At 70.5% G+C, this 23,959-nt stretch carries 28 protein-coding genes, 2 tRNA genes and 1 pseudogene; 9 read left to right on the top strand and 22 right to left on the bottom strand.

Annotated features, from left to right (window positions below; all coding sequences use genetic code 11):
- Positions 1-68: 68 nt before the first annotated feature.
- Positions 69-866: an SDR family oxidoreductase gene (locus tag H4W81_RS03320; RefSeq protein WP_425574697.1), complete on the bottom strand. Its 798-nt coding sequence runs from the start codon at positions 864-866 to the stop codon at positions 69-71.
- 383 nt (positions 867-1,249) lie between these two features.
- Here H4W81_RS03320 and H4W81_RS03325 point away from each other — a divergent pair, with 383 nt between their 5' ends.
- The gene (locus H4W81_RS03325; RefSeq protein ID WP_192773415.1) at positions 1,250-2,173 is read left to right on the top strand and encodes a DUF8094 domain-containing protein; all 924 of its coding nucleotides are present in this window, start codon (positions 1,250-1,252) and stop codon (positions 2,171-2,173) included.
- Positions 2,174-2,178: 5 nt separating this feature from the next.
- Here the strand turns inward: H4W81_RS03325 and H4W81_RS03330 are convergent, their stop codons facing one another.
- Complete coding sequence (locus tag H4W81_RS03330; RefSeq protein WP_192773416.1) at positions 2,179-3,078, bottom strand: RNA polymerase sigma-70 factor; 900 nt, start codon at positions 3,076-3,078, stop codon at positions 2,179-2,181.
- A 69-nt stretch (positions 3,079-3,147) separates the two neighbouring features.
- On the opposite strand from H4W81_RS03330, the gene H4W81_RS03335 reads away from it, so the two are divergent.
- Positions 3,148-3,223 (top strand) — tRNA-Ala (locus H4W81_RS03335).
- A 56-nt stretch (positions 3,224-3,279) separates the two neighbouring features.
- Here the strand turns inward: H4W81_RS03335 and H4W81_RS03340 are convergent.
- Positions 3,280-3,579, bottom strand: coding sequence for a tyrosine-type recombinase/integrase (locus H4W81_RS03340; RefSeq protein WP_225959228.1), 300 nt, complete (start codon positions 3,577-3,579; stop codon positions 3,280-3,282).
- Between the two features lie 206 nt (positions 3,580-3,785).
- On the opposite strand from H4W81_RS03340, the gene H4W81_RS03345 reads away from it, so the two are divergent.
- A complete protein-coding gene (locus H4W81_RS03345) occupies positions 3,786-4,127 on the top strand; it encodes an RNA polymerase sigma factor (RefSeq protein ID WP_192773418.1) in 342 nt (113 codons plus the stop codon).
- 218 nt (positions 4,128-4,345) lie between these two features.
- Here H4W81_RS03345 and H4W81_RS03350 read toward each other — a convergent pair whose 3' ends face one another.
- Genes H4W81_RS03350 through H4W81_RS03360 form a run of 3 tightly spaced genes read right to left on the bottom strand, consistent with a single transcriptional unit; the run spans position 4,346 to position 5,846 of the window.
- Positions 4,346-4,609 (bottom strand): hypothetical protein, encoded by a 264-nt coding sequence (locus tag H4W81_RS03350; protein ID WP_192773419.1) that lies wholly within the window; start codon positions 4,607-4,609, stop codon positions 4,346-4,348.
- Between the two features lie 8 nt (positions 4,610-4,617).
- Positions 4,618-5,163, bottom strand: coding sequence for a hypothetical protein (locus tag H4W81_RS03355; RefSeq protein ID WP_192773420.1), 546 nt, complete (start codon positions 5,161-5,163; stop codon positions 4,618-4,620).
- Positions 5,164-5,171: 8 nt separating this feature from the next.
- On the bottom strand, positions 5,172-5,846 hold the full coding sequence (locus tag H4W81_RS03360; protein WP_192773421.1) for a hypothetical protein: 675 nt from the start codon (positions 5,844-5,846) through the stop codon (positions 5,172-5,174).
- Between H4W81_RS03360 and H4W81_RS03365 the strand changes: the two genes are divergently transcribed.
- The gene (locus tag H4W81_RS03365) at positions 5,799-6,305 is read left to right on the top strand and encodes a tetratricopeptide repeat protein (protein ID WP_192773422.1); all 507 of its coding nucleotides are present in this window, start codon (positions 5,799-5,801) and stop codon (positions 6,303-6,305) included. The genes H4W81_RS03360 and H4W81_RS03365 overlap by 48 nt on opposite strands.
- Before the next feature lie 235 nt (positions 6,306-6,540).
- Here H4W81_RS03365 and H4W81_RS49135 read toward each other — a convergent pair whose 3' ends face one another.
- The 3 genes from H4W81_RS49135 to H4W81_RS03380 form a co-directional block, all read right to left on the bottom strand.
- A complete protein-coding gene (locus H4W81_RS49135; protein ID WP_318781495.1) occupies positions 6,541-7,749 on the bottom strand; it encodes a bifunctional glycosyltransferase family 2/GtrA family protein in 1,209 nt (402 codons plus the stop codon).
- A complete protein-coding gene (locus tag H4W81_RS03375; RefSeq protein WP_192773423.1) occupies positions 7,746-8,441 on the bottom strand; it encodes a class I SAM-dependent methyltransferase in 696 nt (231 codons plus the stop codon). Before H4W81_RS03375 ends, H4W81_RS49135 begins: the two co-directional genes overlap by 4 nt.
- 74 nt (positions 8,442-8,515) lie before the next feature.
- Positions 8,516-9,238, bottom strand: coding sequence for a hypothetical protein (locus H4W81_RS03380; RefSeq protein WP_192773424.1), 723 nt, complete (start codon positions 9,236-9,238; stop codon positions 8,516-8,518).
- 132 nt (positions 9,239-9,370) lie between these two features.
- Here H4W81_RS03380 and H4W81_RS03385 point away from each other — a divergent pair, with 132 nt between their 5' ends.
- Together H4W81_RS03385 and H4W81_RS03390 are read left to right on the top strand one after the other, a co-directional pair.
- On the top strand, positions 9,371-10,159 hold the full coding sequence (locus H4W81_RS03385; RefSeq protein ID WP_192773425.1) for an LLM class flavin-dependent oxidoreductase: 789 nt from the start codon (positions 9,371-9,373) through the stop codon (positions 10,157-10,159).
- A gap of 36 nt (positions 10,160-10,195) precedes the next feature.
- Entirely contained in the window at positions 10,196-10,588 is a 393-nt protein-coding gene (locus tag H4W81_RS03390) for a DUF3224 domain-containing protein (protein WP_192773426.1), read from the top strand.
- A 17-nt stretch (positions 10,589-10,605) separates the two neighbouring features.
- On the opposite strand, the gene H4W81_RS03395 is transcribed toward H4W81_RS03390, so the two are convergent.
- From H4W81_RS03395 to H4W81_RS03415, 5 genes are all read right to left on the bottom strand, one after another.
- A complete protein-coding gene (locus H4W81_RS03395) occupies positions 10,606-11,382 on the bottom strand; it encodes an alpha/beta hydrolase (protein WP_192773427.1) in 777 nt (258 codons plus the stop codon).
- 64 nt (positions 11,383-11,446) lie between these two features.
- On the bottom strand, positions 11,447-11,953 hold the full coding sequence (locus H4W81_RS03400) for a DUF1990 family protein (protein WP_192773428.1): 507 nt from the start codon (positions 11,951-11,953) through the stop codon (positions 11,447-11,449).
- Positions 11,954-11,960: 7 nt separating this feature from the next.
- Positions 11,961-12,713 (bottom strand): YndJ family protein, encoded by a 753-nt coding sequence (locus H4W81_RS03405; RefSeq protein ID WP_192773429.1) that lies wholly within the window; start codon positions 12,711-12,713, stop codon positions 11,961-11,963.
- A 107-nt stretch (positions 12,714-12,820) separates the two neighbouring features.
- Complete coding sequence (gene ftrA, locus H4W81_RS03410) at positions 12,821-13,798, bottom strand: transcriptional regulator FtrA (protein WP_192773430.1); 978 nt, start codon at positions 13,796-13,798, stop codon at positions 12,821-12,823.
- Between the two features lie 34 nt (positions 13,799-13,832).
- A complete protein-coding gene (locus tag H4W81_RS03415) occupies positions 13,833-15,608 on the bottom strand; it encodes an asparagine synthase-related protein (RefSeq protein ID WP_192773431.1) in 1,776 nt (591 codons plus the stop codon).
- A gap of 94 nt (positions 15,609-15,702) precedes the next feature.
- On the opposite strand from H4W81_RS03415, the gene H4W81_RS03420 reads away from it, so the two are divergent.
- Positions 15,703-17,196 (top strand): vWA domain-containing protein, encoded by a 1,494-nt coding sequence (locus tag H4W81_RS03420; RefSeq protein WP_225958436.1) that lies wholly within the window; start codon positions 15,703-15,705, stop codon positions 17,194-17,196.
- A gap of 14 nt (positions 17,197-17,210) precedes the next feature.
- Here the strand turns inward: H4W81_RS03420 and H4W81_RS49870 are convergent.
- The 3 genes and pseudogenes from H4W81_RS49870 to rpmG form a co-directional block, all read right to left on the bottom strand.
- Positions 17,211-17,336: pseudogene (locus tag H4W81_RS49870) on the bottom strand (tRNA-dependent cyclodipeptide synthase); the annotation flags it as partial.
- 22 nt (positions 17,337-17,358) lie between these two features.
- Complete coding sequence (locus H4W81_RS03425) at positions 17,359-17,604, bottom strand: type B 50S ribosomal protein L31 (RefSeq protein ID WP_192773433.1); 246 nt, start codon at positions 17,602-17,604, stop codon at positions 17,359-17,361.
- A complete protein-coding gene (gene rpmG, locus H4W81_RS03430; RefSeq protein ID WP_192773434.1) occupies positions 17,601-17,765 on the bottom strand; it encodes a 50S ribosomal protein L33 in 165 nt (54 codons plus the stop codon). The genes H4W81_RS03425 and rpmG overlap by 4 nt, the downstream gene beginning before the upstream one ends.
- A 117-nt stretch (positions 17,766-17,882) precedes the next feature.
- On the opposite strand from rpmG, the gene H4W81_RS03435 reads away from it, so the two are divergent.
- A tRNA-Ala gene (locus H4W81_RS03435) sits at positions 17,883-17,955 on the top strand.
- 161 nt (positions 17,956-18,116) lie between these two features.
- Positions 18,117-18,881, top strand: a complete 765-nt coding sequence (locus H4W81_RS03440; protein WP_192773435.1) for a class II aldolase/adducin family protein — start codon at positions 18,117-18,119, stop codon at positions 18,879-18,881.
- Positions 18,882-19,077: 196 nt separating this feature from the next.
- Here H4W81_RS03440 and H4W81_RS03445 read toward each other — a convergent pair whose 3' ends face one another.
- Genes H4W81_RS03445 through H4W81_RS03465 form a run of 5 tightly spaced genes read right to left on the bottom strand, consistent with a single transcriptional unit; the run spans position 19,078 to position 23,929 of the window.
- Positions 19,078-19,728 carry an ABC transporter ATP-binding protein gene (locus H4W81_RS03445; RefSeq protein ID WP_192773436.1) on the bottom strand — a complete coding sequence of 217 codons (651 nt, stop codon included), beginning with the start codon at positions 19,726-19,728 and terminating at the stop codon, positions 19,078-19,080.
- Complete coding sequence (locus H4W81_RS03450; protein ID WP_318781496.1) at positions 19,712-20,662, bottom strand: ABC transporter ATP-binding protein; 951 nt, start codon at positions 20,660-20,662, stop codon at positions 19,712-19,714. Before H4W81_RS03450 ends, H4W81_RS03445 begins: the two co-directional genes overlap by 17 nt.
- Positions 20,659-21,465: an ABC transporter permease gene (locus H4W81_RS03455; RefSeq protein WP_192773437.1), complete on the bottom strand. Its 807-nt coding sequence runs from the start codon at positions 21,463-21,465 to the stop codon at positions 20,659-20,661. Before H4W81_RS03455 ends, H4W81_RS03450 begins: the two co-directional genes overlap by 4 nt.
- Positions 21,462-22,421 carry an ABC transporter permease gene (locus H4W81_RS03460; RefSeq protein ID WP_192773438.1) on the bottom strand — a complete coding sequence of 320 codons (960 nt, stop codon included), beginning with the start codon at positions 22,419-22,421 and terminating at the stop codon, positions 21,462-21,464. Before H4W81_RS03460 ends, H4W81_RS03455 begins: the two co-directional genes overlap by 4 nt.
- Positions 22,421-23,929, bottom strand: a complete 1,509-nt coding sequence (locus H4W81_RS03465; RefSeq protein ID WP_192773439.1) for an ABC transporter substrate-binding protein — start codon at positions 23,927-23,929, stop codon at positions 22,421-22,423. The genes H4W81_RS03460 and H4W81_RS03465 overlap by 1 nt, the downstream gene beginning before the upstream one ends.
- Between the last annotated feature and the right edge of the window lie 30 nt (positions 23,930-23,959).

Consider the following 23,959-nt stretch of genomic DNA (forward strand, 5'->3'; position numbering starts at 1 on the left):
GTACCGTATCGGCTTGACCTGCGCGTTCTGGTCTGACGGGCGTCCCGATTGCGTAGATCCCGCCCCTCTCAGCCCGGGAGCGTCTCGCCGCCGATGGGGGCGAGGATCTCGCCCGTGTAGTAGGACGACAGCCGCTCGGAGGCGAAGAACACGTACGACGGCGCGATCTCGTCGGGATCGGCCGCCCGCTTCATCGGCGCCTGCGTGCCGAACGCGTCGACCTTCTCCTCGGGCATGGTCGCGGGGATCAGCGGCGTCCAGACCGGGCCGGGAGCGACCGCGTTGACCCTGATGCGCTTCTCGACCAGGTTCTGCGCCATGGAGTAGGTGAAGGCGTTGATCGCGCCCTTGGTCGCGGCGTAGTCGATCAGCGACTTGTTGCCGCGCAGGCCGTTGATGGACGAGGTGTTGATGATCGCGCTGCCCTCCCGCAGGTGCGGCAGCGCCGCCTTGGTGACGCGGAAGTAGCTGTGGATGTTCACCGCGAACGTGCGCTCCCACTGCTCATTGGTCAGCTCCTCCAGCGAGTCGACCGGCGCCTGGTAGGCCACGTTGTTCACCACGACGTCCAGGCCGCCGAGCTCGGCCACCGCCTGCTCGACCACCGCGACGCAGTGGTCGGCGTCCTGCAGGTCGCCCGGCAGCAGCACGCACCGCCGTCCTTCGGCCTCGACCAGCTTCCTGGTGTGGTTGGCGTCCTCGTGCTCGCTCAGGTAGGCGATCGCGACGTCGGCGCCCTCCTTCGCGAACGCGACGGCGACCGCTCGCCCGATCCCCGAGTCGCCGCCGGTGATCAGGGTCCTCTTGCCACGCAGCAGGTCCCTTCCCTCGTAGCCGCGCATCTCGTCGTGCGGCTCGGGCGACATCTCGCCCGTCTTTCCGGGGTACGGCTGGCTCTGCGCGGGTGGTGTGGCATTCGCTTCTTCTGGCATGACCTGCGCGTGCCCAGCTCCGTCCCCTGTTAACGGCATGGAAGCCCCATGGATTCGACAGCCGAATCTGGTCGTGTTCGAGGCGCTGGCGACCACGAACATGACCGCCGGTGTCGGACCCAAACCGGGGCCGGGAGGCCGACCGCCAAGCAACAGCAGCCCAGGCCACCGCGCAGACGGAGCCTGAGCTGGCTGGAATCTCCCGACTTTAGTCGTGGGGTGCGCTTCAAGTAGTTGTTGTGGATCGGCGGCGCGAATGGTCCGGTACGGTGTCCTTCGCTGTGATTTGTCGTAGTTGTGTGAAGGAGACCGGGCACATGCGCAAGGCGTCGCTCGCCGCGGTCCTGACCATGAGCCTCGCCGGATGCACCGTCGTCCCCGGGATCGTCGCCCAGCGGGCCGCCGCGCCCGACGCCACCTCTCCGGCGCCCTCGCCGTCCGCCTCACCCACGGCGTCCTCCGCTCCAGTGCCGAGCCCCACCCCGACGCCCACGCCGGCCCGGCTGACCGTCCAGGACGCGAAGAAGGCCGCGGCAACCTGGCTCGCCAAGCACAACGCCACCGTCAAGGACCGCGACTGGTGGGCCGACGACGACAAGAGGGACGAGCTGTTCGCCGACGGCATGCGGCACGAGATCGTCATCGACCAGGGCCACGTGGAGGACGGCGACAAGACCAAGGCGCGCAAGCCGATCAGGCTGACCGGCAGGCAGACCTACTACGTGCCGAGCGAGCAGGCCGAGGACGCGCAGTGGTTCCTTCTCCAGGCCACCTACCGGGGCCAGGACCGCGCGCACCTGCTGGCCTTCTCGCGGCAGAAGGGCGAGCCCTTCAAGCTGGCGGCCAAGACCCCGCTGCACTACGGCGAGCGGGTGCCCGCGCCGAAGCTGGACGCCGACGGCTACGTCACCACCGCCCCGATCGGCACGGGCACGACCATCGCGCAGGAGTACAAGACCTTCTGGAACTACTCCACCAACAAGAAGGCGGGAAAGACCGGCTACCGGCTGGCCAAGGACAACTACAGCCGCCTCGCCTTCCCCCGCGTCTCCAAGGGCATGTACATCGGCTACAAGTCCTTCACCCGCCCGTACGGCTTCCGCACCAGGGACGGCGGCTCCTTCTACCTCTTCAGCCTCCTCAACGACCCGCAGTCGATCGGGCAGGTCCTGACGGTGGGCGGGTACGTGCCGGGCGGCAGCAGGTTGATCCAGGAGATCGCCGGCGACTGGTACGCCTAGGACACTCAGGCTGCCGGACGGAGATGGCCCATCTTCTCCGGGTTGGCGATGAGGTAGATCGTGTCGATCCTGCCGTCCGCGACCACCAGCGAGATCACCGTCACCACCCGGCCCGCGGCGCTCATCACGACGGCGGGCCCGCCGTTGACGGAGGTCACCTCGAAGGTCAGATCGGCGTAGTCGTCCACGCCGATCGAGGCCATGAACTTGGCGATGTCGTCGGCCGTGGCGACCGCGGTGAGGAAGCGACCCACCTTCTCCCGGCCCGCCAGCACCCTGAGGGGCGCCCTGGCCTTGCCGCCGCCGTCCCCGACCAGCGTCACGTCGTCGGACAGCAGCGCCATGAGCGCCTCCAGATCCCCGCCCGCCGAGGCGTTGATGAACCGCTCGGTGATCTCCCTGCGCCGCGCCCTGTCGGCGCCGAACCGCGGCCGCCTGTCCTGCACGTGCTCGCGGGCCCGCTTGGCCAGCTGCCTCGTGGCCGCCTCCGATCTGCCGATCACCTCGGCGATCTCGGAGAACGGCAGGTCGAACGCCTCACGCAGCACGAACACCGCCCGCTCGAGCGGTGACAGCGTCTCCATCACCACCAGCAGCGCCAATTCCACCGAGTCGGCGAGCTCGGCGCGCTCGGCCACATCGGGCGTGGTGCCGATCGGCTCGGGCAGCCACGGTCCCACGTACGACTCCCGCCGGGACTGCGCCCATCGCAACCGGTCGATCGCCAGGCGCGAGGTGACCCTGATGAGGTAGCCCTTGGGGTCGGCGACCGTCTCGTGGTCCACCCCTGACCAGCGCAGCCACGCCTCCTGCACGACGTCCTCGGCGTCGGCGGCGCTGCCGAGGATGCGGTAGGCGACACCGACGAGCAGGCCCCGGTGCTCCTGGAAAATCTCCGTAGTCATGGACCGAGGGTGGCACATGCTTCGATTCGTGGTCAGCGGCGGATTCGGCTACACTAACCAACGTCGCAAGGGGCTATAGCGCAGTTGGTAGCGCACCTCCATGGCATGGAGGGGGTCAGGAGTTCGAGTCTCCTTAGCTCCACCAGCACAAACGCCCCATCACCGATCAAGGTGTGGGGCGTTCGGGCCATTAGCAGCCCATTAGCCGTCATTGATCTTCCTCTTGCGGGCCTTCTCGGCTTTCTTCTGCTCAGCCCGCACCCGAGCGTTGAGCGCTTCAGCGATCCTCTGGTCTGCGTCCCTTGTCGCGTGCTGGTAGATCAACGCGGCCCGGTCGCTGTCGTGTCCCATCCGCGCCTTGAGGTCGGCCAGACTCGCGCCAGACTGTGCGGCGAGAGTGTTCCCCGTGTGCCGAAGATCGTGGAAGTGCAGACCCGTGCGACCCATCTCCTTCAGGACCTCTTCCCACTTGGCCGTGCGACGGAAGTTGTTTCCCCGCAGGAGCCGCCCTTGGCGCCGAGGAAGACGAAGGCATCCTCTTCAGGCTCTGCTGCCTCGTCAGGCGAACGCCGGACCCGCGATCATGCTGTGATCAGCACCTCCGCCACCAGGTGATGAAGAGGGTTCATTGGCCCATTTGTTCACTTCATAACGTTTTCCCGGCTGCTGACCAAGAAGGGGTGTAATCGACGAAGGGAGCACGGCCGGTGCGTCGCAGACAGGCGGACATCGCTACAGACCCGGAAGCTTTCGAAACCTTCTACCGGCGCCATGTCGACGCGATCACCTCGTTCCTCACCCGCAGGGTCGATGATCCGCACACGGTCGCCGACCTGGTGGCGGAGGTTTTTGTCGCGGTGCTCGACACAGCTCACACCTACCGGCCTGATCGCGGTAGCGAGATCGCCTGGTTGTACGGCGTGGCTCGCAACACCCTCTCGGCCGAGCGGCGGCGGGCCTTCAAGGAGACGAGACTGGCCGATCGTGTAGGCGGGATGAAGGTCCATGGCTTCATTTCTCAGCCCTGGCCCACTGTTCAAGGTGGCTGACCCCTCATGCGGTACGAGCGTCATGCCCCGTCCGTACCTTGAGGTCGGCGATGCCCGCACCGGTCTGCGCTATCCCGCCGGCCATCGACCTAGGACAAGTCGAGTAGTCCAGGGCTACGAGAGCATGTCGGCGGAGTGCGCGGGAAAGCAGGTTCATGTCTGGCTGGCAGCCCAGCTCAACCAGGAGAGATGTACTCGTCGCCGTGAGCACGGCGTAGTCACGCAGTGGTGCAGGGCTTACGGGAAGGCAGGCCGATCCGGGCCAAGCCGGCCGCCAGCAGGGCGATGATCAGCGCCATGAGCGTGGTGAACTGGGCGAGCCAGTAGGGTCCGGACTGGGAGGCGTGGTCGTAGTGCCTGGAACCGATCGTCAGGTAGACGGACCAGATCAGCAGTGGCCCCCCGATACCCGCCACGACTCCTGACCCGAGGCTCGCGTCCCGCCGCGCCGTCCAGGTGGCGACCGCGGCGGTCAGGACCATGGAACCGATTAAGCCCAACTCCTGGGGGAAGTGCTCAGCCGGCTGTCCGTCACCTCGCCAGCCGTGAACAGCAGGATGAAGGAGACCAACCCGAGCCCCGTCCCGGCATGCCGGAGGGCGGATGCCCCTGCCGCCGCACCGATACCGCCGCCGGCGAGGCAGGCCATGAGGGCCACGGCCGGGGGATCGCCGTCCGTGCCCAACGCCTGGACGTACTGAACCGGCCCGGCCGTCACCGCACAGCCCAACCACGCGGCTAGCGGCAGCATCACGAACCGCCCACGTCCGGGCACCCTGCCCGCGATCACCGAGGCGAGCATGACCGAGGCCGCGGAATACCAGGCGGCACGGGTGAGATCCCGATACCAGCCGGGGCCGTCCCACTGGTGGTACTTTTCCCATTCCGTCATCCCGAACGCCTTGCTGGCGATGATCTGCGTGCACGCGAGCACGGCGGCGGCCAGCGCGGCGACGATCACCGGGAGTACGGACGGCTTCACCGCACCGGCCTCGCCTTGAGGTAACCCCTTGGCCGCGATTAAGTAGGCGAGCACGGCTCCGATCATCCAGCCCGGCCAGCCCAACCAGTCCGCCATCGCGTCGGCGAAGTCCCGTCTCGTCGAGGAGGGCGTCTGCGAAGATCTCCCCGACCAGGACCGCTGAGGCGCTGCCGTACAGGGTCGCGACGGCCGCCTTCGCGGGTTCCCTTCGCAGGAGGAAGCCCGCCGCGCGAGAGCTGAGCTTCGAGGCGTGCGCGATCGTCTCGGATGCCGCGTAGGCGCTTGGCGATCTTCTCTCGCGGCCAGTCGGGATCGCCGACAAGGTCGAGGAACTGGTCCTGTTGGGCGTCGATCTTGGCGAGGTGTTTCTTGATCTCGATGCGCAGGGTGTCGCTGGTGACGGCGTTGTCGGCGAGGGTGGCGTCCAGACTGGCGGTGATGCGCTTGTGGAGGTCGGTGGGCAGGGTCAGGGTGGCGTAGTGGTCGGCGATGGCCGCCTCGACATCGAGGACCGCCATGTAGGGCAGGTCGCATGTGCGGTCCTGACGGCCTCGGCAGATGAAGTAGAGGTACTGGGTGCCGTTCTTGCTCCTGCCCGGCATGATGATCAAGCGGTGCTTGCCGCGGTGGCACCAGATCGATTTTGGCTCGCCGTTGCTCCCCACGAACGCGCACCCTAATGTTCGGCTGTGCTCTTCCAGGAAATCAACCAGCTCATCACCTACGACGAGCGGCAACGGATGGTCCCCAGCGACCGTGATCGGCTCACCACGCTCGTCAACTCGGCCCGGGCGCAGGACCCCGCCGACTACACCACGATGCGGGCGCTCGGGGTGGGACTGCTGCTTCTGGGCGAGCACGGCGACGCGGTCGATCACCTCAACCGTGCGCTCGATCTGGCGGACACGAGCGGCAGGCGGATCGCGGCGTCGATCAATCTGGCCGACGCCTACCGCTACTCAGGCGACGTGGCGGCCTCGGAGACTCTCTGCCGCGAGATGGTCGCCCTGGCCAGGAAAGAGGTACCCGAGATGGTGTCCTTCGCGCTCCAGCATCTCGGCAAGACCCTCATTGACCTGGGTCGCAGACAGGAGGCGCGCGAGGTGCTGCACGAGGCCCTGGCTTTGCGTATGGCGAAAGGTGACCCCGAGCTGATCGCCAGCAGTCAAGCGGCCCTGCGACTCCTCGACCTCTAACTGTCAGCTCCTGATGATGCTGCAGCTTGGGGGCCTGCTTCATTGACAACGGTCAGACGAACACCTCCGGTCGGCGAGCGGGCACTAGAGATCCTGTAGGGCGCGGCGCAGCTCCGTCACCTGCTGCGCAGTGTTCGAGTAAGCCGCTATTAGCTCCACAGTTTGGGTAGCGCAGCAGCGCTGACAGAAAACGCCTCCACCTTTCGGGTGGAGGCGTTTTTGGTTGATGGGGACGTCAGCGTCGGAAGACCCAGCGGTCGAGCAGCGTGAAACGGATCACGGTCACCGCGATCGACGCGCCCACCAGCGCCAGGCCCTCCAGCCAGCGGACACCCGCCCCCACGACCACGATGGCGGCCGTGGTGACGGCGAAGTTGAGCAGGAACAGCAGCCCGGCCCTCGCGTGCACGACCGCGCGGCGAGCGGCGCCCCTGTTGAACGTCCAGCGCCGGTTCGCCTCGGTGTTGACGACCACGGTCGCCGCCAGCGCGAACAGGTTGGCCACCTCGGCCGGCAGACCGGCCCGCAGCAGCAGGTAGAGGCCGGCGTGCACCACCGTGGAGGCGAGCCCCACCAGCCCGAACATGATCATCTTGCGCAGCTGCTCGACGCCCGGCCGCTCCCGCGTCGGCCGCGGCCGCTCGGGCGCGAGCCCCGGGACGTGCGGGATCTCCACCGCGGCCGCGCCCGAGGAGATCGCCCTCGACACCCTGACCAGCCCGCGCAGGTCGCTCACGGCGGTCCGCCACAGATCCACCTTGGAGTCGGCGTCCTCCACCCAGTCGACCGCCACCTCGCGCACCCGCGCGCCGTTGTGCTCGGCGATCAGCAGCATCTCGGTGTCGAAGAACCACCCGTCGTCGACGACCTTGCCGAGGATCGGCCGGATCACCTCTGCCCGCGCCGCCTTGAACCCGCAGGCGGAGTCGGTGAAACCGGCTCTGAACCCCACCCTGAGCAGGCCGTTGTAGGCCCTGGAGATGACCTCCCTGCGGAAGCTGCGCCTGATGCGCGCGCCGCCGAGCAGCCTGCTGCCGATCGCCACCTCGCAGTGGCCCGAGGCGACCGCCATGACCAGAGGGAGCAGCGCGTGCAGTCCCGTGGAGAGGTCCACGTCCATGAAGGCGACCACGTCGGCCCTGCTCGCCGTCCAGCCGGCCTTCACCGCCGCGCCCTTGCCGGACGTCTCGACCCTGATGACGGCCACGCCCGTCAGCCGGCGCGAGAGGCCGGTGGCCAGCTCCCACGTGCCGTCCGTGCTGCCGTTGTCGACGATGGTGATCCGCCACGGCAGCGGAAAGGACTCGCTGAGGAAGCGGTGCACCGTCTCCACGCAGCCGGGCAGCGCGCGCTCCTCGTTCAGCACGGGGATGATGACGTCCACCGTGGTGACCCGGGTGGCGCCGTCGGCGACGAAGGGCACACCCTCGACGGTGGACGTCACGGACGCCTCGCCCGTGCCATCAGCGACACCCCTGGAAGCGACGAGACGGGCAGGAAGCGCTCGGCCATCACGACCGCGGTCAGCGCCAGGTTGACCGGGCCGGGCAGCTCCTCCAGGTCGCAGCCGGTGGCCTTGCGCCTGCGGATCGCGGCGACCGGTCTGAGCAGGACGTTCCAGCTCCACAGCCGCTCGACCACCAGCCCAGCGCCCTCGATCACCTGGCGGAGGCCCTCCCGGGTGTAGCGGCGGTGATGGCCGAGCGCGACGTCGTGCGCCGACCACAGCCGCATGTCGCACGGCACGGCGACGAAGGCGGTGCCGCCCGGTTTGAGCACTCTGGCGATCTCCGCGGCCGCCGCCTGGTCGTCGTCGATGTGCTCGAGCACGTCGAGCGCGGTGACCAGGTCGAACTCGGCGTCGCCGAGCGGCAGGCAGCGCAGGTCGGCCTTGATGGCCGCCAGCCCGCGCTCCCTGGCGTAGGCGACGGCGGTGTCGGAGAAGTCGGCCGCGAGGGCGCTCCAGCCGTACCGTTGGAAGACCCTGGTGTTGCCGCCGCCGGCCGCGCCGACGTCGAGGGCGCGCCCAGGACGGCCGATGCGGCGCAGCTCGCGGGCGAGGATCGCCCGCCGCTCCCGATACCACCAGTGGCGGTCCTCCAGCTCGACCGCGCGCCGGATCTCGGTGGCGTCCATGGCTCTCCCTGGTATGGCGGATGTGTCCAGGAGCATCCTGGCGGCTTCGCGCGGCGCAGGCCAGAGGCGCGGCTTCAGGACGTCGTCAGCGCGCGCAGTCCGTTCCGCAGCCGCTCCCTTTCCTCCTCTTCGAGCAGCGCGTACGGCTGCGCCGCCCGCCGGTTGGTCTCCCGTTCGACCGTCTCCCACACCGGCCCCTCACGCAGCCCGGTGATCTCCTCCGCGGTGAGCCCCTCCGCCTGCCAGGCCGCCGCGTGCGCGTCGGCCCGGTGGTAGCGGACGGCGGCGAGCCTGTTGAACAGCGCGAGCCCCGCGGAGACCCCCTCCGGCTCGTACGGCGGCGCCATCACCTCCAGTGCCCCGCCCTCGGCTCGGTCGGCCCCCTCAAGCAGCCGCCCGACCAGCTCGCCGAGCTCCCCGACCAGCTCGTCGCGGCCGCGCCACAGCCTGGCGGTGGCGCCCTCGTGCAGCTCGTACAGCCCTTCGACGAAGGCCAGCGTGACCGGCGTCGCGTGCAGCCTGCCGTCGTCGTCCTCGCGCAGCGTCCCCTGGGCCAGGTGACCGGCCACCTCGGCGTCGCGCTCGGCGGCGCTGCCGTACCGGTAGACGGCGGCGAGGCCGGCCCTGGTCAGCGGGCGCAGCGGGAGTACGTACCGCTGGTCGATGAGGAAGCCCGGCCGCAGCCCCGACCGCCGCACGTACTCCAGCCCCGCCTGCCGACCGGCGGCGTGGACGTCGATGTGCACGGCGTCGATCAGGGGAGCGATCGACGCCGCGAAGGCCGCTAGATCCTGCATGGTCGGACATTATGCCGATCTGCCTACGTGGAACGCAGGAGAGCGGCGGCTCCCTGCTGCTCCCACAGGAGTACGCGTACCAGCAACCCCAGGGTGATGCTGTCCCGGGCGTTGTCGGTAGATCGTGGATGCATGACCACACGCCCCTTCAGGTTTGGCGTCGTCGCCGGTCACGCGAACAACGGGCAGGACTGGACCGCGCTCGCCCGCCGCGCCGAGCGACTCGGCTACGCCACCCTGCTGACCCCCGACACGCTGAGCACGTTCTCGCCGTTCCCCGCGCTGGCCGCCGCGGCCGCCGTCACCACGACGCTCCGCCTGGGCACGTACGTGCTCAGCGCCCCCAACCGCACCCCGGGCCAGGTCGCGTGGGAGGCGAACGCGCTGCGCATCCTGTCGGGCGGCCGGTTCGAGCTGGGGCTCGGCGCGGGCCGTCCGGGCGCGGAGGCCGACAGCTCCAGGCTCGGGTTCGCGCACGGCACGCCGTCCGAGCGCGTCTCCCGGCTGGCCGCGACCGTCGACGCCGTCGCGGACGTGCCGATCCTCATCGCCGCCGCGGGGCCCCGCCTGCTGCGCCTGGCCGCGGAGAAGGCCGACATCATCGCCCTCGCACTGCCCGTCCAGGCCACCGAGGACCAGCTGGCCGCCAGGCTCGACGAGCTGTACGAGCTGGCCGGCGACCGCTTCCCGCAGCTGGAGATCAACGCCAACGTGGCCGCGATCGGGGACGACCTGCCGCCCTGGCTGCTGCGGCAGCTCGGTGGCGAGCCGAGCGGCACCGGCATCCTGACCGGCTCGGTCGAGGAGATGGCGGAGACGCTGAGCAAGCGCAGGGACCGGCTCGGCATCTCCTACGTCTCGATCAACGCGGACTACATGGAGGCGTTCGCGCCGGTGGTGCGACGCCTCGCCGGTACCTGACAGGAGGTGACAGGTACGTCGGCGACGATAGAGGTCATGAACGCAAAGGGAACCTTCGTCACCTTCGGCTGGACTCCTCAGGAGCCCTACGACGTGGTCGACGGCGCCGCGCTGGCCTTCGTCACGCTGAGCAAGACCTTCGAGGGCGACCTGGCGGGGTCGGGCGCGGTCACGATGATCGTCTCGTCGTCGGAGCGTGAGGACTCCCGCTCGTACGTGGCGATGGAGCGCGTCTCCTGCACCCTCGGCGGGCGCACGGGGACGTTCGTCCTGCAGCACAACGCGGTCAGTAACGAGGGTGACGACTCGCTGACCTGCACCGTCGTCCCCGGTTCCGGCACCGGCGAGCTGACCGGCCTGCGCGGCGCCCTCCAGATCCACATCGCCCCCGACGGCTCCCACAGCTACACCTTCGACTACGAACTCTGACATCCGGGAGGAGCGGATCAGCCCGCCAGCGCGACCACGGCCGCGATGAGTTCGGGGCCGTCCAGCAGCGCTCTGTCGTTGTGCCCGGCGCCCTCGACCTCCACCTCCGTCACCGGCCCCGCCGCCGCGGCGGCCACCGTACGGCTCAGCGAAGGCGGCACGATCGTGTCGCGGGAGCCGTACACGACGGCGGTCGGCACCCGCACCGACGCGAGCGGTCCGGCGACGGGGAAGCGGTCCCACAGCAGCAGGCCGACCGGCAGGTACGGGTAGTTGTGGCGGCCGGCCGCGGCGAGGTCGGTGAAGGGGGAGCGCAACAGCAGCCCGTCGGGCGGGTCCTCGACGGCCAGCGCGGTGACCACGGCCGCGCCCAGGCTCTCGCCGAAGTAGATCACCGGGCCCTTCACCAGGGCGCGGGCGGCCCTGATGTCGCGCGACAGGCCCTCCTCCGAGGGGGAGCCCGGGTTGCCGCCGTAGCCCCGGTAGTCCATGAGCAGCACGTCGAAGCCCTCGCGGGCCAGGGCCGCGGCCAGCGGGGCGCGGTGGAAGCGGTTGCCCGCGTTGCCGCCCGCCACCAGGACGGTCACCCCGCGCCGGCCGCCGGTGACGTGCCAGGCGTTCAGCCGCAGGCCGTCGGAGGTGGTGAAGGCGACGTCGCGGGCGCCGGGGAGCACCGCGGCGGCGGGCGGCGGCGGGCTCCGGTCGGGCAGGTAGATCAGCCGGCGCTGGAAGACCCAGGCCAGCGCCAGCAGCACGACGACGACCGTCAGGAGGGCGAGCGCGGCCTTGATCACGTCAGTTCGAAACGCTCCTCGGCGGGGCTCGGTGTCTCTCTGATCTCATCCGGTGTGCGGTAGGTCACATCTTCTGATCCTGATCGCCCGCGGGCCTGGCGTAAAGGTCCAACGCGCGGGCGTACAGACGGAGGAAGAGCCGTTGCGTCAGCGTGACCAGCGGGCCGCCCAGGCGCGTGAGCAGGCTGCCCGGGCGGCTGAACACGGTGATGGTGACCTTGGCCCTCCCATCGGGCAGGCGTTCGAGCAGGAAGCTCTCCTCCCCGCTCTCGGGGTGCCCCGGCAGGGTGCCGTACGCCCAGCCGACGCGATCCTGCTCCTCGATCACCCAGATGATCCTGCACGGCGCCTTCAGCACGGCCAGCTGGACGGTCACCTCCACGCCGGGGGCGATGCGCGGCGCGGACGGCAGCGGCCGCAGGCCGACACGGCGCTGCGCCTGCCAGGTCATCAGCGCCTCGGCGGCATCCTCGAAGGGGACGCGCAGCACGCGCGAGTGGCGAAGGTGGGTGTATCCGGCGGGCCGGTCGCCGGTCAGGGTCGCGCCGACGTCGGGATAGGTGAACTCCATGACTGCCTCACAAGGGGTCGAGCCGGCGCAGCGCGGCGACGGCGCAGAGGGCGAAACCGAACGCGTTGCCGACGCCGTGCGTGGCGATCATCAGCTCCAGTGAGGGATGCGGCAGGCCGGTGGCCTGTCCCACCGCCCAGGACAGCGCCAGCAGCATGGTGACCACGAGCACCGCGCCCGTCAGCAGGAACACGCCGCCGAAGCTGCGCCAGGCCAGCCAGCCGACCCACCACATGCCCGCCGTGAGCACCACCGAGCCGGCCAGCTCCGCCCAGTCGCCGACGAAGTATCCGCCCAGCACCAGCAGCGTGCCCGCGGGGACGGTCAGCGCGGCGGCGCTCGAGCCCGCCTGCCTGCCCACCAGCCCCGCCACGAGGGCGGCGGCGAAGCCGGCGAAGTGGAAGTGCGCGACGGTGAGCGCGAGCATCTGCGGCGAGTAGCCGAGAAGGTGGTACCCGCCCCGCTCGGCGACCAGCGAGAGCGCCGCGACCGAGGGCGTGACCAGCGCCGTGGCCGCGGCCAGCCATACCGGATCGGGCCTGCGCAGCCGGGGGAGGGCATGCCGGGCGAGGTAGAGGGTGGCCAGACCGTACCAGGCCGCCAGCGCCACTGCGAGGGGACCGCGCGGCAGCCAGAGCGACAGTGCCCCCGGCAGCGCGCCCACGACGAACGGCCAGGCGCGCACGCCGAGCAGGCGCAGGCCCATGGGGATGACGACCAGCATGCCCAGCGTGACGATCGCGCCGACGAGGGGTGTCACGTCGCCTCCTTTGAACGTGTTCAACTCGACTGTATCCCAGCGTCGAGCACAGGAGGAGGCAGCCCCCGCGCGAGAGTCGGCGGCGGACGCTCAGTTCGAGGGAAGGGTCAGCGCGTGGCGCTGAAGGCGCGGCGGTAGGCCGAGGGAGAGGTGCGCATGGCGCGGGTGAAGTGGTGGCGGAAGGTGACCGGGCTCTCGAAGCCGACCGCCGCCCCGATCTCCTCCACCGGCGCGCCCGACGACTCGAGCATCGGCAGGCTCGCGGCCACCCGCTGCGCGATCACCCATCGCAGCGGAGAGGTGCCGGTCTGCGCCTTGAAGTGCCTGACGAAGGTGCGTTCGGCCATGTGCGCCGTCCGGGCCAGATCGGCCACGGTGATCGGCTCGGCCAGGTGGGCCAGCGCCCACTCCATCGCCCTGGCGACCGCGTCGTCCTCGCCGACCGGCGTCACCGGGGCCTGGATGAACTGCGCCTGGCCGCCGTCGCGATGCGGCGGGATGACCAGGCGCCTGGCGACGGCGTTGGCGACGGTCGCCCCGTGGTCGGTGCGCACGAGGTGGATCAGCAGGTCGAGCCCCGCCGCGCTGCCCGCGCTGGTGAGGATCTGCCCGCCGTCCACGTAGAGGACGTCGGGGTTGACGCGGATCTCGGGGAAGCGCCGCTGGAGCAGGTCGGCGTACTTCCAGTGCGTCGTCGCCTCGCGCCCGTCGAGCAGCCCGGCCGCGGCGAGCGCGAAGGCGCCCGAGCAGATCGACACGATCCTGGCCTTCCGCTCGAAGGCCGTCCTGAGCGCCGCGATCAGCGCGGGGGAGACGGGGCCCCGCACGTCGGCCACGCCTGGCACGATCACCGTGTCCGCCGAGGCGAGCACGTCGAGCCCGTGCTCGGCCCGCATGCTGAATCCGCCGACGACCCGCAGGGGCTCGCCGTCCTCCGCGCAGACCTTCAGGTCGTACCACGGCACCCGTAGTTCGGGCCTGGGCAGGCCGAAGATCTCCACGACGCAGCCGAGCTCGAAGGGCGCCATGCCGTCGAAGGCGAGCGCGGCCACCGTGGGGAGCCGGGTGGGCAGCGGAACCAGCATGAACCGGATCGTATCCGGCAGCGCCTGTTCGGCGTCACCGGCCGGGATCCGGCCTGGACACCGTGATCCGCTCCAGCCCTTCGGGCTGCTTGCCGGGGTAGAGGCCGGTCAGCATGGTGCTGACGGTGTAGAGGTGCCAGGCCGTGCCGGGCTTCTTCACCACGGGGTCGGCGAACAGCGCCCGCACCTCGTCGGGATCGACGATCGGCGCGAGGGCGTCGAGGCCGCCGAGCACCTGCTCCCTCAGCACCGCGGTCAGGTCGGGGCCCGGGCTGGTCCGCCAGCTCCAGCCTCCGCCGGTCTTCTGCGTCGGCATCGAGGGCGGCGGGACGTGCGACCACGGCCACCGCTTCTTGAGCCCGTCGGTGAACCGCCACGGCTTGCCCTCGATCGGGACGTCCCTGAGCTGCGGCGCGAAGCGCAGGATGAGCGTGTAGATCACCTCTTCGGACAGGCGCCAGCCCTGGTCGAGCGAGAGCGCGGCCCTCGCGACCCGGTTGTCGAGGAACGGCCTGACCGGATCGCCCCTGCGCAGCGAGCCGGCCCGCGCGCTGGCCTGCCAGCGGCCGACCTTGTACCAGATGTAGATGTGGTCGAGCGCCTCCAGCCGGTTCCGCCGCGCCTGCCACGGCCTGGCCAGTTCCCGCGCGTGCTCGTTCGCCTCGGCGGTGAACAGCTTCTCGTCCTTGACGAAGGTGGTGGTGATCCGGCGCAGCAGCGCCTTGTCGCTGAGGTCCGTCTGCAGCAGGTTGAGGCTGCCCGCGCGCAGGGTCTCCCCGCTCTGCCCCGACATCGTCGGCTTGCCGGAGTACGGCAGGTAGCCCACGATCGACTCGTACGCCGAGGTCATGCCCTCGCAGGTGCGCAGCGTCTCCCACGCCCGCTCGAGCGGGTGCTCGACCAGCACGGCGTCCTTGGCGGCGGTCTGCGGCGGCGCGATGACCGTGTGCTCGACCTTCAGCGCGGCCGCGATCCGCCTGGCCAGGATCACGTCGGGATGGGTGTCGAGCCCGTTGGTCGTCACCCTGAACGGCACCTTCGCCGCGTGCAGCAGCGCCGCCAGGATCCTGGTGTCGCGCCCGCCCGTCAGTGCAAGGTTGACCGGCTCGGACGCGTTCCTGAGCGGCTCGACGGTGGCCAGCAGCGCCTCGGCCAGCTCCCCGATCGCCGCCCTCTTCAGCCGCGGCGCGTCGGGCGCCGGCCCGGCCTCCGGCAGCGGGGTCTCGGAGATCGTACGGCTCCCGCCGCGGATCGCGATCGTCGTGGCGGGCCGCAGCGCCGACACCCCCTTGTAGGGCGTCTCGTCGGACAGGAAGAAGCCCTGGCGGACCATCGTCTGCAGGGCGAGCACGTCGTAGTCGATCCGGTCGACCTGCTGGGCGACCAGGTGCACCAGCAGGGCCCTGCTCCCGATGACGTGCAGGTCGGGCGTCTCGGCGTAGAAGACGGGGCAGACCCTGTTGATCGCGGTGCTCGCGGTCAGCTCGCCGTCGCGGGCGATCCACGCGGAGAACGCGCCGCCGACGGAGTCGTCCGGCAGCCTGCTCACGTCGGCGGGGTCGGCCAGGTGCCCGTTCACCCCGACGATCCGGCCGCCGTCGGGATGCAGAAGCCCGGGCAGGCGGGAGTCGTCGGGCTCGTTGCTCCAGCCGAACAGCGAGACGCCGGCGCCATGCCACTCGCCGGACCTGATCACCTCGGCCGGCACGGGGAAGGCACTCTCGATCGCCTCGCGGGCGGAGGCCAGGACCTGTGGGGGAATGTCTCGGCCCTTGGCGGCCAGACCCAGATAGACGCGCACGGGACCCATGCCTATCACGCGCCGAACACGGTTTGTACTCGCTTGCGTCAAGGCCCGGCCACTGCCTCCAACGGGTCCGTGGTACCCGATGGAGGTGGTTGCCATGAAATTTCGTCCCTTTGTAGTGATCGCGTTATTGCTCGTCCTCGCCGCCTGTGGCGGGCCCGGAGGGTCGGGAACGAGCGCTCCCGACCGCGCGGCGCCGGTCAAACCCGCTGCCCCGCCGGTCCCCCAGGCATCGCCGGCCTCCTCTGCCTCCTCGGCGGCGAGGGCCACGGAGGCGGGGAAGGAGACCGACACCGAGGCGGCCCAGGTGTCCACGTTCGCGCTCGACGTCGACACCGCCTCCTACGGCTATGCCCGCCGTACCCTTGCCGAGGGCCGGTGGCCCGAGCCCGCGCAGGTCAGGCCGGAGGAGTTCGTCAACGCCTTCCGCCAGGACTACGCCCAGCCGCGCGACGACGGGTTCACCGTGCACGTCGACGGCGCCCGGATGCCCGAGCGCAACACCGCCGTCCTCAGGGTCGGCCTGCAGACCAGGGCGGCCGACGCCGCGTCCAGGCGGCCGGCGAACCTCACGTTCGTGGTCGACGTGTCGGGCTCCATGGCCGAGCCGGGCAGGCTCGACCTGGTCAAGCAGGCGCTGCACACGCTCGTCGACCAGCTCGCCCCCGGCGACCAGGTCTCGATCGTCTCCTTCAGCGACGAGGCGCGGCTGCTGGCCGCCATGACCCCGCTGACCGCGCGCGCCGACCTGCACGCCGCCATCGACCAGCTCGCCGTCGAGGGCTCGACCAACCTGGAGGACGGGCTGGTCACCGGCTACGAGGAGGCGGCCCGCGCCTTCCGCCCCGCCGCCACGAACCGCGTCATCCTGCTGTCGGACGGCCTGGCCAACACGGGCAGCACCACGTGGCAGGCCATCCTCGACCGGGTCAAGGAGCACGCGGGCCGGCAGCTCACGCTGCTGTCGGTGGGTGTCGGCAGGGACTACGGCGACGAGCTCATGGAGCAGCTGGCCGACAACGGCGACGGCGCGGCCGTCTACGTCAGCACGGCCGACGAGGCGCGCGAGGTCTTCGTCGAGCGCCTGCCCGCCACCCTGGAGCTGCGCGCCCGCGACGCCAAGGCCCAGGTCGTCTTCGACCCGTCGGCGGTGGAGAGCTACCGGCTCATCGGCTACGAGAACCGCGCCCTGGCCACCGAGGACTTCCGCGACGACTCGCGCGACGGCGGCGAGGTGGGGCCCGGGCACTCGGTGACCGCGCTCTACGCGCTGAAGCTGCGCCCCGGCGCCTGGGGGCAGCTCGCCGCCGCCACCGTGCGCTGGCAGGAGCCCGACACGCGACGGCCCTCGGAGGCGAGCGCGTCGGTGCAGGCCGCCGACCTCGGCGCGGCGCTGTGGGAGGGCACGTCGTCACGGCTCCAGGTGGACGTCGTGGCCGCCGCCTTCGCGCTGCACCTGCGCGACAGGGAGGCGTTCGGCATCGGCCTGCCGGAGCTGGGCACGCACGCGACCAGGCTCGCCGCGGCCACCGAGGACCCGGCCGTGACCGAGCTGGCCGACCTGATCACAAAGGCGGCTGCCATCGGCTGACGGCGGACTCGGGTGATCTTCTCGAGCGTGAAATAGCCGTTCAACGCGCTGACGCCGAGCAGGGCATGCTCCCGCTCGGCGTACAGGCGCGCGCAGCGCGCGGCGAGTGGCGTGGCTTCCACCGACTCCGTGTCACGCACCGTGGCAAGGCGTGACGCAGGGTCAGCTCTTGCCGTACCTCTGCTTGAACTTCTCCACCCGGCCCGCGGTGTCGATCACGCGGCCGCGCCCGGTGTAGAACGGGTGGCTGGCCGAGGAGACGTCCACGTCGACCACGGGGTAGGTGTTCCCGTCGGTCCACTCAATGGTCTTGCCGCTCACGGCGGTCGACCGGGTCAGAAAGGCGTAGTCGGCGCTCGCGTCCCTGAAGACCACCGGACGGTACTCGGGGTGAATGCCCTTCTTCATCGTTCCTCCCTGAAGGTGACGTGCTGACGGATGATGGGGTCGTACTTGCGCACTTCGAGCCGGTCGGGGCTGTTCCTGCGGCTCTTGGTGGTCGCGTAGGTATAACCCGTTCCCGCCGTCGATCGAAGCTTGATGACTGGCCGTAGGTCGTTTCTGGCCATCCGACGCCTCCTTGCGGTTGAAAACGGTTTTCATTGTAACCAGGTCGGGGCGGCGTTCATTCCCGTCACTGAGTACTGCCGAAGTCCTATAGACTGGCTTCGCGCCGAGGGCGCAAAGGGGCTATAGCGCAGTTGGTAGCGCACCTCCATGGCATGGAGGGGGTCAGGAGTTCGAGTCTCCTTAGCTCCACCGTTTGGTAGCGCAGCAGCGTCAATGGCATGGAGGGGGCCAGGAGCTCGAGTCTCCTTAGCTCCACCGCATCTCGCACGGCCGGTGAAACTCTCACCGGCCTTTTGTTATTCCGGCCTCTGTGTAGCGGTAGATGGCGGCCTGCTCACTAGAATATTGTTATGTCCGAGAACCTGATCTTCCGGCTGCCCCCCACCTTCGAGACCGTGGAGGAGGAGCGGCGCCACCGTAAGGAACGGTTGACGGCCGCGCTTCGCATCTTCGGCAAGTTCGGGTTCGAGGAGGGCGTGGCGGGCCACATCACCGCGCGCGACCCCGAGCTCAGTGACCACTTCTGGGTCAACCCGTTCGGCATGTCCTTCAAGCACATCAGGGTCAGCGACCTCATCCTCGTCAACCACGAGGGCAAGGTGGTCGAGGGCCGCTACCACGTCAACGAGGCCGCGTTCGCGATCCACTCCCAGGTCCACCAGGCCAGGCCCGAGGTGGTCGCCGCGGCGCACAGCCACTCGGTGCACGGCAGGGCGCTGTCGGCACTCGGCCAGACCATCGAGCCGATCACCCAGGACGCCTGCGCCTTCTACCAGGACAACGGGCTGTTCGACGACTACACGGGCGTCGTGACCGATCTGGAGGAGGGCAAGAGGATCGCCGCAGCGCTCGGCTCGCACAAGGCGGTCGTGCTGCGCAACCACGGCCTGCTGACGGTCGGGAGCACCGTGGACGCGGCCGCGTGGTGGTTCATCACGATGGAGCGGTCGGCGCAGGTGCAGCTGCTGGCGAAGGCGGCGGGACAGGTGGTGCCGATCTCGCACGAGAACGCCGAGCTCACGCACCAGCAGATCGGCAACGACCTGGTCGGATGGATCAACTACCAGCCGTTGCACGACCAGATCGTCCGCGAACAGCCCGACCTGTTCGAGTGATCCCGCTCCACCAGCAGCGGGGTCTTCCCGTGGAAGCGCGGCCCGTCTCCCGAGGCGGGGGCCGGTCCTCAGGCGAGGCGGCCGGCCCCCGGGGCGCGTGGCTGGGATCTTGAGGGCGAGGGGCTCCGGTGCGTGGCTGGGGTCTCGGGGGCGAGGGGGCCCGGGCGCGTGGCCTGAGGGCTCGGGGTGAGGGCGGTCAGTGGGCGGGCTGGGCGGTCCAGGAGACGGTGGAGTCGGCCCAGCGGTCCAGGAGGACCTGGTCGTGGCTGATCGCCAGCACGCCCGCCCCCGTCCGCGCCTGGTACGCCAGAACCACCGCCACCAGGTGCGCCTGCGTGGACGCGTCCAGCATCGTGGTCATCTCGTCGCAGATCAGGTAGCGCGGCTCCAGCGTCAGCGCCCTGGCCAGGCAGGCCCGCTGCAACTGCCCGTCGGACACCTCGTGCGGACGCCGCGTGAGCAGGTCGCCGGTCAGTCCCACCTCACCCGCCAGCGCGGCGACCATGGCGGGCGCGGGCCGGCCCGCCGCCACGAGCGGTTCGGCGATGATCTCCCGTAGTGTCATGCGCGGATCGACGGCCGTCCTCGGCTGCTGGTAGAGCAGTGCCACGCTGGTTCTCAGGGAGCGGGGCGCGCGCTGCCGCCACCGGGACACGACGGCGCCGTCGATCGACACCTCGCCCGAGGCGGGCCGCAGCATCAGCGACAGCACCCTGGCCAGCGTCGACTTCCCGCAGCCGCTGGGCCCGCCGAGCCCCACGGTACGGCCCGCCGGCACCTCCAGCGAGACGCCCGTCAGCACGGGGCGCCTGCCGTACCCGACGGTGATGTCACGCGCCCTGAGCATGGGCGGCCTCCCTGAGCGGATGATGACAGGACACCCCTGCCGACATGGGGGGCCGCGCCGCGCACGCCCCCGTGGCGTGTGCGCAGCGCGGCGCGAACGCGCAGCCCTCGGGCAGCGCGGTCAGCTCGGGCGGCATCCCCTGGATGGCCACGAACTCCCTGTCGGGTTGCGCGGCGAGGAGTCCCGCCGCGTAGGGGTGGCGGGGCCGGTCGAGGAGCTCTGCCGCGGGACCGACCTCGACCAGGCGGCTGGCGTACATCACGGCGAGGTGGTCGGCGACCTGCGCCGCGGCGCGCAGGTCGTGGGTGATGACCAGCACCGCCCTGCCCTCCTCGCACAGCTCGCGCAGCACCGCCATGGTCCGCTCCACCAGCGGCCGGTCGAGGCCGCTGGTCGGCTCGTCGGCGATCAGCAGCCCGGGGTCGCCGGCCAGCGCGATCGCGTTGGCCACCCGCTGGGCCATGCCGCCCGACAGCTCGTGCGGATAGCGGTCCAGGTCGCGGGGGGCCAGCCCGAAGCGCTCGGCCAGCTCCGTCGCGCTGCTGGTGGACCCGAGCTCCTCGAGCGCCTCCTCCAGCTGCGCCCGCGCGGTGCGGACGGGGGTGAGGTGCGTGGCGGGGCTCTGCGGGATCAGCCCGATCTCGCGACCGCGCACCCTGCTCGCGAGGACGGCGGGCGAGGCCGACAGCAGGTCCAGCTCCGGGGAGAGCTCCGGGGAGAGCGCCGAGGAGAGCATCGCCTGCCCCGACACCCGTGCGTTGCCGGGCAGCAGGCCGAGCAACGCGTGGGCGAGGACGGACTTGCCGCAGCCGGACTCGCCGACCAGCGCCAGGCACTCGCCCTGCCGTACCGAGAAGGAGGCGTCGGTGACCGCGCGGACGGTGGCCCCGGGGATGGAGAAGCTCACCGTGAGCCCGTTGACCTCGAGTTTCACAGCGCGAGCTCCGATCGCATCCGGGGGTTGAGCCGGTCGCGCCAGCGCTGAGAGAGCACCGACACCGCCAGCGTGGGCGCCAGGATGAACAGGCCGGGTGCGAGGCTGGACCACCAGTTGCCGGCCAGCAGCGAGCGCTGCCCGTCGTTGATCATGTTGCCGAGCGAGGCGAGGTGCGGCGGCAGGCCGAGGCCGAGGAAGCTCAGCGCCGTCTCGTGCCAGATGGCGTGCGGCACCATCAGTACCATCGCCAGCAGCAGGTGCGGCACCAGGTGCGGCAGCAGGTGCCGGTAGATCACCCGGGAGCGGCTCGCGCCGCCCGAGATCGCGGCCTCCACGAAGGGCCGCCCGCGCAGCGACAGCACCTCGGAGCGGACGATGCGGGCGGCGGAGGTCCAGTGGGTGACGCCCACCGAGACGACCACGGCCACGGGGCTGGGCGCGAACATCGCCACGATGAAGATGCCGAGCAGCAGGTGCGGCAGCGAGGAGAAGCCGTCGACCACGCGCATCAGCAGCCGGTCGACGAGGCCGCCCGCGCTGCCCGCGGCGAGGCCGAGCGTGCCGCCGATGACCATGCTCACCAGCGCGGCGACCAGGCCGACGAGGACGGAGACGCGCAGGCCGTACACGCAGCGCAGCAGCACGTCGCGGCCCACCTCGTCGGTGCCGAGCGGGTGGGCGAGAGAGGGTGGCAGGCCGGCCGCGCGCAGGTCGACGAGTTGCTGGTCGAGCTGGAAGAGCGGCGGCACCAGCACGACGGCGAGGCCGAGCGCGACCAGGACGAAGGCGGCGGTTCTCATGAGGCGGTCCGTGGGTCGGCGACGCGGTAGGCGAGGTCGGCCAGCAGGTTGCCGGCGACGACGGCGAGGGTGCCGAGCAGGGTGAGCACGGCCAGCAGCGGGAAGTCCACCGACAGCGCCGCCTGGACGGTCGCCGAGGCGACGCCCGGCCAGGAGAAGACGGTCTCGACCAGGATCGCGCCGGTCACCAGCTCAGGCACCCTGGCGCCGACCAGGGTGAGGAACGGCAGCAGCGCGGCCCTGAGCGCGTGCCTGACGACCACGGTGCGCTCGCACAGGCCGCGCGACCTGGCGCCGATCACGAAGTCTTCGCGCAGGGTGGCGATGACCGACTCCCTGACGTACAGCACGAGCCAGGACGACTGCGAGATCGCCAGGACCGTCACGGGCAGCACCATGTGGGCGGCGACGTCCAGCGGGTCGAGCGTGGTGGAGCCCGCGTCGGTCAGCCCTCCGGCGGGCAGCCATCGCAGGGTCACGGCGAAGACGTAGATCGCCGCGAGCGCCAGCCAGAACACCGGAGCGGACTCGTTGGCCAGCGCGCCGCCGGTGATGAGCCGGTCGAGGGCCGAGCCCTTGCGCCAGGCGGCCAGCGTGCCCACGATCAGGCTGCCGGCCAGCATGAGGACGATCGCGCAGCCGGTGGCGAGCAGTGTCCACGGCAGCCGCTCGACGATGACGTCGAGGACGGGGCGGTTGAAGGAGTGCGAGTCGCCGAGCTCGCCGGAGACGAGGTTGCCGAGCCAGGTCGCGTACTGCTCGAGCAGCGGCCTGTCGAGGCCCCACTCGGCCCTGATCCTGGCGACGACCTCGGGGGAGGTGACCATCGCGCGGTCGCCGAGGTACTGGCGGACGGGGTCGAAGGGGGAGTTGGCGGCCAGCGCGAACATCGCGGCGGTGACCGCCAGCAGCAGCGGCACGGCGAAGGCCAGCCGCCAGAGCACGATCCTCAGCATCAGACGGCGGGCTTCCAGGTGTGCAGGTCGCGGAAGAGGCCGCCGGTGGCGTGCTCGTGTGCGTCGACCGAGGGAGTGACGCCCTGGTAGTCGCCGCGGATGACGTACACGTGCTTGAGGAAGGCCAGGTAGGTCCAGGCCTCGTCCGCGTGGACGAGCCGCTGGAACTCCTGGTAGGCCTGCCTGCGGACGGCCGCGTCGGTGCTGGCCCTGCCCTTCTCCAGCGCGGCGTCGACCTTCGGATTGTCGTAGTGGCCCGGGTTGAAGAAGCCCTGCCCGGCGAACCTGGAGTGGAACAGCTCGAAGTTGACGTAGTCGGGGTCGTACGGGCTGCCGTAACCCATCATGAGCGCGTCCTTGGCCATGCGCGGCTCGATCGCGTCCCAGTCGAGTCCGGCCAGCTTCACGTCGATGCCGATCTTCTTGGCGTCGGAGGCGACGGCCAGGGACAGCTCCTTGCGCAGCGAGTCTCCGGCCGGATACATCAGCGTGAAGCTCGCCCTGACGCCGTCGGGGCCCGGCTTGTGTCCCGCTTCGTCGAGCAGCTTCTTCGCCGCCTCCGGGTCGGTCCTGCCGGTGACCGACGGGTCGTGCCAGACGGTGTCGGGGGAGATCGGGCCGTAGGCGGGCTTGCCCGCCCCCGCCAGGATCGTGTCGACCATCGCCTGCCTGTCGATGGCCAGGCTCACGGCCTTGCGGATCGCCACGTCGCCGGTGACCTTCTCCTTGAAGGGCCACATGATGCCGCGGTAGTCGGCGCTGTCGACCTTGTAGACCTTGAGGCCCCGCTGGTTCTCGAACCTGGCCGCGGCCTTGGGCGGCAGGATCGTCGCGTCGAACTCACCGGCCGCAAGACGGGTGGCCCTGACGTTGTCGTCGGCCGCGAAGGTCACCACGACCCTGCCGATCGCGGGGGCGCCGCCCCAGTAGTCCTTGTTCGCCGCCATCACCACCTTGTCGCCGGGCGTCCAGGAGACGAAGGTGTAGGGCCCGGTGCCGACCGGCCTGTTGGCGGGGAAGCCGCCGTCGGGGACGATGCCTAGCGTGGTGCGCTGAGCCAGCGGCGCGTAGGCATGCTTCAGCCTGAACTCCACCGTGTGGTCGTCCTTGGCGGTGACCGTGTCGATGGCCTCGTAGTCGCCGCCGATCGGCGAGCCCTTGACCGAGGTGTAGGTGTAGACGACGTCCTTGGCCGTCAGCGGCCTGCCGTCGTGGAAGCGCACGCCCTGGCGCAGGGTGAAGACGGCGCTCAGGCCGTCGGCCGCGATCGCCGGCGGGGCGGTGGCGAGGGCCGGCTTGAGCGTCAGGTCGGGGCTCCTGGCCATGAGGCCGTCGAACATCATCGACCCGCCGTCGGGTGCGTAGCCCTTGACCGGGTCCAGGGTCTCGAACTCCGAGCTGATCGCGATGACGAAGGCGTCGTCCGCGGCGGGGGCGGTGGAGGGTGCGGAACAGGCGGTCAGAGCGAGGACGGCGACCAGCGCGGCCGGCCACAGGCGGGAGAGCATATGCCTGACTTTAACTTGTACTTGCACATA

The sequence above is a fragment of the Nonomuraea africana genome (assembly GCF_014873535.1).
In the GTDB taxonomy this organism is placed as follows: domain Bacteria; phylum Actinomycetota; class Actinomycetes; order Streptosporangiales; family Streptosporangiaceae; genus Nonomuraea; species Nonomuraea africana.